This window comes from Thermoleptolyngbya sp. M55_K2018_002 (assembly GCF_015295965.1).
Taxonomy (GTDB): domain Bacteria; phylum Cyanobacteriota; class Cyanobacteriia; order Elainellales; family Elainellaceae; genus Thermoleptolyngbya; species Thermoleptolyngbya sichuanensis.
This window is the reverse complement of the sequence record NZ_DVEA01000142.1, coordinates 1-7,273: the sequence shown is the minus strand read 5'-3', so window position 1 is coordinate 7,273 and position 7,273 is coordinate 1. Positions and strand designations below refer to the sequence as shown.

Here is a 7,273-nt window from a genome sequence, read left to right as displayed (position 1 = left end):
GGTTCAGGATCTGTTTTTTAATCTGGTCTATCTACTTAGAGCGAATTAGAGAATGCTAAGAGTTTGGGCGATCGCCCTTTGCCAGTTTGTTCTCATAGAAGCGAACTGCGGCGTAGCCCAATCCGTAGAGGAGGGAGGCATTGCTCCCAATGCTGACGGCTGGCCCGGCAAAGGGAATGGCTTCTACCAGGCTCACACCAGCCTTCACCACGCCAGAACTGCTGCTCGACACGCCCCACAGCGTCATCACCTCGCCCCGCCGCGCCGGATCTTCTAGCTCAAAGCCATAGACAGCGGCAATTCGGTAAATCATACCCGCCTGGAGGGCACTGATGGCCGCAATCTCAATGCCCAAGAGACCCAACGCAATTGGGGGTGCGATGTTGGTCGCCAAACCAATGCCCGCCGCTTTCATGGCCGTATCGGAGATGATGCGTCGCGCCAACTGTCGGGGCGTTTCGGCAGGATACTGCTGCTGGAGGGCGGCAACATCCGTCCGCACTTCCGTCAGGCTGACCTGCCCCAGGGATGCCAACAGCCACTTCAGCCCCGGCACCTGGGTCGCGCCCTTAACCAGCGGATTTTCTGCAATGGGCGTGGCAATGCGTCCAACCGTTTCCGTCCCCCGTTCGACCCAGTTGTGGGCATCGGGCACGACCGTTCTCACAGCCACTTCCGCCGTGCTGACGGCAGTATCGGCAACGGTAGAGGCAATGTTGCTGGCCGAAGAGACTGCGCTGGCGATCGCCTCGCTCACATTGTGAACCACATTCTGAACACAAAACCGGGAGTTCCCTGGCTCGGTCATACTTTTCCCTGGAGATTTTTCTCTTGAGAGCTATACTCTCAAGCTTAGGGGCGATCGCCCAATCCAGCATCCACCCTAAGACGCGAGCGCTACCTCAACTTTTTGCTGAAGTTCACCCTGCTGATATAGCTCAATCATCACGTCCGACCCGCCAATGAATTCGCCATTGATGTAAACCTGGGGAATCGTCGGCCAGCTTGAATATTCCTTGATGCCCTGACGAATCTCGTAATCTTCCAGCACGTCTACCGTTTCATAGGGCACACCGAGCGAATTCAAAATTTGCACGACGTTGTTAGAAAAGCCGCACTGGGGCATCAGCTTATTGCCCTTCATGAAAACCAGGATTTTGTTTTGGGCAATCAAGTCGTCAATTTTTGCTTTGAGTTCCGGAGTCATGGTCTTGCGTAGGAAAAAGCTCTGAGTATTAGTAGAGAAGGGTGCAGAATCCAATCTTTTAGCTTTGAAACCCTGCATCTGCTAACAGTGTAGCGGGGAGACTCGACCCTGCGAACCTCCCCGCACTCATTTCGGTGGGTTATGAAGCCTGCCCTGCGGCCCAGGATTCGGGCGTATAGGTCTTCAGCGAGAGGGCGTGAATGGCTTCCGATGCCATCGCCGGGCCAACCGCACGATACACCAACTGGTGCTGCTGAATCAGGCTTTTGCCCTCAAATGCTGAAGACACCACAATCGCCTGATAGTGGTCGCCACCGCCCGTCAGGTCTTGAATCTGCACCTGTGCGTCGGGCATTGCTTCCTTAATCATCGCCTCTACCTGGCTGGGACTAATCATCTCCGCGCTCCTTACTGTGCTATCTAAAGCATTGTGCTGCCTCAAGCATTGTGCATCCTAAAGCCAAGCGACCTCGTGAGCAGTCTCAAACGCTGCCTCAAGAGCCGCTCCAAGAAACTGCTAATCCTGCCTTTCAGCCACCTTCCTACTGACGAGGCGCAGTGGAGGTCGAAGCTGGATCTTGGTTGCGCGGGAAGGGTGAATCCACAAAGCCTAGTTCATAAAGCTGGCGATAGGCCCGCTGCCCCAAATCGCGAGTGGGATTTTGGCTACGAACGATTTGCACCAGCAGCGGCACGGCTAGGTCAGGCTTGTTTTGGGCCCGATGCACCAGGGCAAGCTGATAGGTGGCTTCGTCTCGCAGTTGAGCCGTTTCCAGGGCGCTGCGGCGCTGGCTGTCGGCAATGCGGTTATCAATTGCCGTAAAGCTGTTGAATAGCTCTTGATAGAAGTTAGACAGTTGGTTAAAGACCTGACGGGCTTCTTGCAGTCGTCGCACGGCCAGATCATAGTTTTGCACGGCTGCCGCAGCGCGGGCTTCTTCCATCATCCGTTGGCCCGCCCGCACGCTCAACAGGCTGCCATCCTGAGCCAGCGGGCGCAGGTCATCGGGGTTGCTAGGCGTGACATTGGGAGCGGGAAGGCTGGGGTTTGCAGGGGTAACTGGCTCAAGCTGCTGCAAGCCCGCATCGGGGTCAGCAGGGCTAGGCGTTTGGGCGACACCGACGCTTGGAACGAGCGCAGTCGCAACTGCGGCGGGCATCGCCAAAAGCCAGGTCAAGGAGCGTGGACGAAGGGCGTTGAAAGATACCATGGGCCTCTGCGTAGACTTGAGAAGTTTGAAGAGAATAGACATGAACCTGACCAAATGCACCTGCGAATGCACAGAGTAAATACTACCACTCGGATGCTTTGTCTATTTATTTTTGCTTAAACTTCGTGACCAAAAAGCACCGAGATTACCCAGTTGTGCTATGTACTGGAGGTTCGCTGTTATCTTGCGCTGCCTTAATTAAATCTGCCGTTTAAGTTCCGTTTAAGTTTGCCGTTGTTGTTTTTGCCGTTGTTGTTGAAGTTAGGTAAACCCCTATGACTGGATTTGTGCCACCCGATCGCCCGTCTTCCGGTTCATCGCCGAGGGGTGGGGCCGATTTCCAGGTAGAAGGCAATCCGGTAGACGCGATGCCGCCTGCCTCTGGCGTGTTGGCGGAGCAGGAGGGCATGATTTTGCAGCGGGGCGGCGAGGAACTGCGCCTGCAAAAGCTGGGCGATCGCTTTACGTTTCGCCCGACGGCAGACGCACCCGCCGAGATCACTCTAGAGGACTGGGTTCAGCAGCTAGACGTAGAATCCCTGCGTCCGGTTCCCGGAGTGGACTTGATCGAGGTGAAAACGGCAGCGGGGCAGGCAGATGCCGGGATCGACCGGGCCAGGGCGCATCGGTACGTTGCCTTTGCCAGCCATGTCTATCAACTGGCGCAAAATCCCCAAACGCGGGTCTATCTGACCGATGAGCTAACGGTGCAGTTCGCTAACAGCGTGACGACGGAAGTCATGGGGGCGATCGCCCTCGAATTGGGCCTCAAGCCCGCCCAGCCCGTCGTCGGCATTCCCCAGACCTACGTGTTTGAGGTAACCCCGCAAGCCAGGGCAAACCCGATCAAGCTGGCCAACCAACTCATGCACCGCCCAGACGTACTGCTGGCGGAACCCAACATCGTCATCCGCGCCCAGCAGCTTTATCGCCCCCAGGAGCCAGAATATCCCCGCCAGTGGTATCTGCAAACCCAGGGCGGCTCCCAGATTGCGCCGACGGCCCACATTTCTGTTGAACCTGCCTGGGACGTGACGCGGGGCAGTCGGGCCGTCGTCGTGGCTGTCACCGACGACGGGTTTGACCTGAACCATCCCGACTTTCAGGGGCCAGGAAAAATCGTGCAGCCGCGAGACTTTAAGCTGCAAACCAATCTGCCGCTGCCAGAAGCATCCCACGAAAACCACGGCACGGCCTGCGCGGGCGTGGCGATCGCCGAAGAAAACCAGTTTGGCATCGTCGGCGTTGCCCCTGGATGCAGCCTGATGCCCCTCCGCACCACAGGGTTTCTAGACGACCAGGCGATCGAGTCGCTGTTTGACTGGGCCCTGCAAAAAGGGGCCGCAGTGGTTTCCTGTAGCTGGGGGGCCAGCGCGGCCTACTTTCCCCTGTCGCTGCGGCAGCGGGCGGCGATCAACCGGGCGGCAACCCAAGGGCGCGGCGGCAAGGGCTGCGTCGTCGTCTTTGCCGCAGGCAACGCCAACCGCCCCACCAGCGGCACCGTCAACGAGCAGGGCTGGATGAACAACGTCCTGCGGGGCAACACCCAGTGGCTCAACGGATTTGCAGTGCATCCCGACGTAATCGCCGTGGCAGCTAGCACCAGCCTCGACAAAAAAGCCGCCTACAGCAACTGGGGCGATGCGATTTCCGTGACAGCCCCCAGCAACAACGCACCCCCAGGGATGTGGCTGCCCCAAACGGGCTATACCTACACGGGCCCACAAATTCGGGCGGCCCTGCCGGGGGTAGGCGTGTTCACTACCGATCGTCTGGGGGCAGCGGGCTACGATCCGGACAGCTTTACCAACACCTTTGGCGGCACGTCGAGCGCCTGCCCGGTGGTGGCGGGGGTAGCGGCGCTGGTGCTGTCGGTCAATCCAGACCTGACGGCGCGAGAGGTGAAGCAGATTTTGCAGGAAACCGCCGACAAAATCGTAGACCCCGATCCCGACCCCCAACTGGGATTGCGCTTTGGCACCTACGATGCCAGCGGCCATTCCAAGTGGTTTGGCTATGGCAAGGTAAACGCGGCGCGGGCAGTGGAGGCGGCGCGGCGCAGGCTGTCAGCGGCGATCGCCCCCAGCGAGTGGCAGTCACTTTCCAACACCACGCCCGTCGCCATCCCCGACGACACCCCCCGCGGCGCAACCAGCATTTTGCAAGTTCAGGGCGATTCCCGTGAGGATCGCGCGGATCGCCCCCTGCGCGACCTGCGGATCACGGTAGACGTGGAACACAGCTATCTGGGCGACCTGGAAATTATGCTGCTGCCGCCCCAAGGCGACCCCATTCTGCTGCAAAGCCGCACCCTCGGCCGCCGCACCCGCCTGCAAACCACCTACACACTGCAAACCACGCCACTCCTGCGGACGGTGCTAAACCGCTCGGCCCGGGGCGTGTGGCAACTGCGGCTGGTGGACTGTGCGCCGCAGCACGTCGGGCGGCTGCTGAGCTGGCAGTTAAATTTGGGCTTTTAGGCACGTTTAGGCACATGTAGGCACATTGCTAAACAGCCGTCGCTTTCGGCGATTTCCAGAGACGGTGCAAATTGCGGGGGGCGATCGCTATAAGATAAGGAATGTTGCAGGACATCGCGCTCTGTGAAGCCGCTGCCCGCCCAGGTTTCGTTTTTAGCCAGAATTTAGGTTTTCATCCTCACGAGACAACAATCCTCACGAAATAACAATGGATATCGTCGAATTTTTTGAACAGAGCAGCGGCAAATGGTTCTCTCAGCGCACCAGCCATCACCTGGCGTTCAAGCAAACCGAGAGCGGCAAGTCCGACATCGTCATCGACCTGCTGAGCAAGGATGACCCGGCCGTCGTTGCGCTGTGCCAGCAATACGAAATCGACCCGGCCCTGGCGCTGTGCGGGGCCCGCGTGACCTGGGATGGCACGATGGAGTGGGACAAAGAAAAGCACGAAGGCTCCACCGTGATTGTGCCCGTTGCTGATGCCGACCAGCCCAACGAAGGCAAAATGCTGCGCGAACAGGGATACGCCGAAAAGGCCCCCGTGGCCGGCCGCTACGTCATGGGCGATGACGACTCCCTAACGCTCATCACCGAATACGAAACCATGTATTCCGAAGAGCGCCTCTGGTTTGCCAGCCCCAACCTGCGCCTGCGTACGAGCATCCTCAAGCGCTTTGGTGGTTTCAGCATGGCCACCTTCTGCTCCGAAATTCGCATGGGCGGCGCAAAATAGCCTGCCTGAATTCCCGTCTTTAATCTCTAAACCTGACCCCTAACCCCGAATGACCAACGCACTCGACGACAAAACCATCGTCCGGGACTATTTCAATGCGACCGGATTTGATCGCTGGCGACGCATCTACGGCGACGGTGAGGTCAATAAAGTCCAGCTTGATATCCGCAAAGGCCACCAGCAAACTGTAGACACCGTGCTGGGCTGGATCAAAGAAGACGACAACGCCAGTACCCTGACGATTTGCGATGCTGGCTGTGGCGTGGGCAGCCTCAGCATTCCTCTGGCGCAGATGGGCGCAACGGTCTTCTCTAGCGACATTTCTGAAAAGATGGTGGGCGAAGCAAAGGAGCGAGCCGAGGCGCTGGGGCTGTCGGGCAATCCCACCTTTGCGGTGCAAGACCTGGAATCGCTGGACGGCAAGTATCACACGGTCATCTGTCTGGATGTGCTGATCCACTATCCTCAGGAAGACGCAGCGCGGATGATTGCCCACCTGGGTTCTCTGGCAGAGTCGCGGCTGATGCTCAGTTTTGCGCCCAAGACGCTGGCCTACAGTCTGCTCAAGAAAATTGGCGACTTTTTTCCCGGCCCCAGTAAGGCCACCCGCGCCTACCTGCACCGCGAGGCGGATGTGGTGGCGGTGCTGGAAAGCCAGGGCTGGACGGTGAAGCGCAACGCCATGACCAAGACGCAGTTTTACTTTTCGCGCCTGCTGGAGGTCGTTCGCTGAGTGCAGGTCTGAGTTGGCTCTCCAGGGTGACATAAAGTTTTTCAGAGGGTCGTGTCCTGAGCATCTGAATCAGGGCATCCTACAGGGGTATCTCGTAATTTTCTCGATTGCCCATTCCTGCCCACGTTTACCGTCCAACAGACCCATGAAACTTCTGCGTCAAACCGCCTCTGGTGTGTTGTTCAGTCTGGGAATCCTGTTTCTGATGGTGGCACTGCTCGCACCATTCGATGAGAGTGATCCGCCGGAAGAACGCCGGAGTACGCTGCTGGGCGGACTGATGCTGGGAGTGCCGCTGGTCGCTGGCGGGGGCTGGCTGAGGTGGGGGCTACACCGAGACTGGCAGAGAGAGGAGAGCGATCGCCTCCGTCAACTGTTTTTTCAAACCGCACAGTCCCACAATGGCTGTTTCAGCGTCATCCAGTTTGCCATGGCCGCCAACATATCGGGCAGCACCGCCAAACAATACCTGGACGAGCGGGCAAAGGAGTTTGAAGCCAGTTTTGAGGTAGATGAGCAGGGCGGGGTATTCTATCGCTTTCCGCTACGGCAGTTCGAGCAACCTCAAGATCTGTCTTGATCATGGGTTCAGCAGCCAGAGCGTAAGAATTTTTAACAAAAACTCTCATCAAATCAGACTACTGTAACAATTTAGGTGCTCTTTGCAACGGTTTAGTGCCGATTCGAGAGGAAACACGCCATCATCCGATGCAGTCATTCAGCGCTGGCGTGTTGGGTTGATGTGGGGCGCAAGCTGGGCAAACAGGATCGGGAAGCCAGAGCGTAAGTCTGGATTTCCTGCTTTAGGTTGTCGGGTTGTGTCGAATAAGCTGGTTAAAAGAGCTATGAGAACACGCTGGAAAAGGCACCTAAACCGCTAGTGGATTTTCGCTAGTAGACGCATTTAGT

General features: G+C 57.8%; 8 protein-coding genes. 4 read left to right on the top strand and 4 right to left on the bottom strand.

Annotated features, from left to right (window positions below; translation table 11 throughout):
* Window positions 1–55 precede the first annotated feature (55 nt).
* The 4 genes from IGS51_RS06795 to IGS51_RS06780 form a co-directional block, all read right to left on the bottom strand.
* Window positions 56–808: a hypothetical protein gene (locus IGS51_RS06795; protein WP_297077419.1), complete on the bottom strand. Its 753-nt coding sequence runs from the start codon at window positions 806–808 to the stop codon at window positions 56–58.
* Between the two features lie 75 nt (window positions 809–883).
* Complete coding sequence (grxD, locus tag IGS51_RS06790) at window positions 884–1,207, bottom strand: Grx4 family monothiol glutaredoxin (RefSeq protein WP_172358663.1); 324 nt, start codon at window positions 1,205–1,207, stop codon at window positions 884–886.
* A gap of 139 nt (window positions 1,208–1,346) precedes the next feature.
* On the bottom strand, window positions 1,347–1,604 hold the full coding sequence (locus IGS51_RS06785) for a BolA family protein (RefSeq protein WP_172358662.1): 258 nt from the start codon (window positions 1,602–1,604) through the stop codon (window positions 1,347–1,349).
* A gap of 145 nt (window positions 1,605–1,749) precedes the next feature.
* Window positions 1,750–2,418 (bottom strand): hypothetical protein, encoded by a 669-nt coding sequence (locus IGS51_RS06780; RefSeq protein WP_297077416.1) that lies wholly within the window; start codon window positions 2,416–2,418, stop codon window positions 1,750–1,752.
* A 275-nt stretch (window positions 2,419–2,693) separates the two neighbouring features.
* Here IGS51_RS06780 and IGS51_RS06775 point away from each other — a divergent pair, with 275 nt between their 5' ends.
* The 4 genes from IGS51_RS06775 (at window position 2,694) to IGS51_RS06760 (ending at window position 6,944) form a co-directional block, all read left to right on the top strand.
* Window positions 2,694–4,898: a S8 family serine peptidase gene (locus IGS51_RS06775; RefSeq protein ID WP_297077414.1), complete on the top strand. Its 2,205-nt coding sequence runs from the start codon at window positions 2,694–2,696 to the stop codon at window positions 4,896–4,898.
* 208 nt (window positions 4,899–5,106) lie between these two features.
* Window positions 5,107–5,631 carry a phycobiliprotein lyase gene (locus tag IGS51_RS06770; RefSeq protein ID WP_068508510.1) on the top strand — a complete coding sequence of 175 codons (525 nt, stop codon included), beginning with the start codon at window positions 5,107–5,109 and terminating at the stop codon, window positions 5,629–5,631.
* A gap of 49 nt (window positions 5,632–5,680) precedes the next feature.
* Window positions 5,681–6,364 (top strand): magnesium protoporphyrin IX methyltransferase, encoded by a 684-nt coding sequence (gene bchM, locus IGS51_RS06765; protein ID WP_297077411.1) that lies wholly within the window; start codon window positions 5,681–5,683, stop codon window positions 6,362–6,364.
* 145 nt (window positions 6,365–6,509) lie between these two features.
* A complete protein-coding gene (locus IGS51_RS06760; RefSeq protein WP_297077409.1) occupies window positions 6,510–6,944 on the top strand; it encodes a hypothetical protein in 435 nt (144 codons plus the stop codon).
* Window positions 6,945–7,273 lie beyond the last annotated feature (329 nt).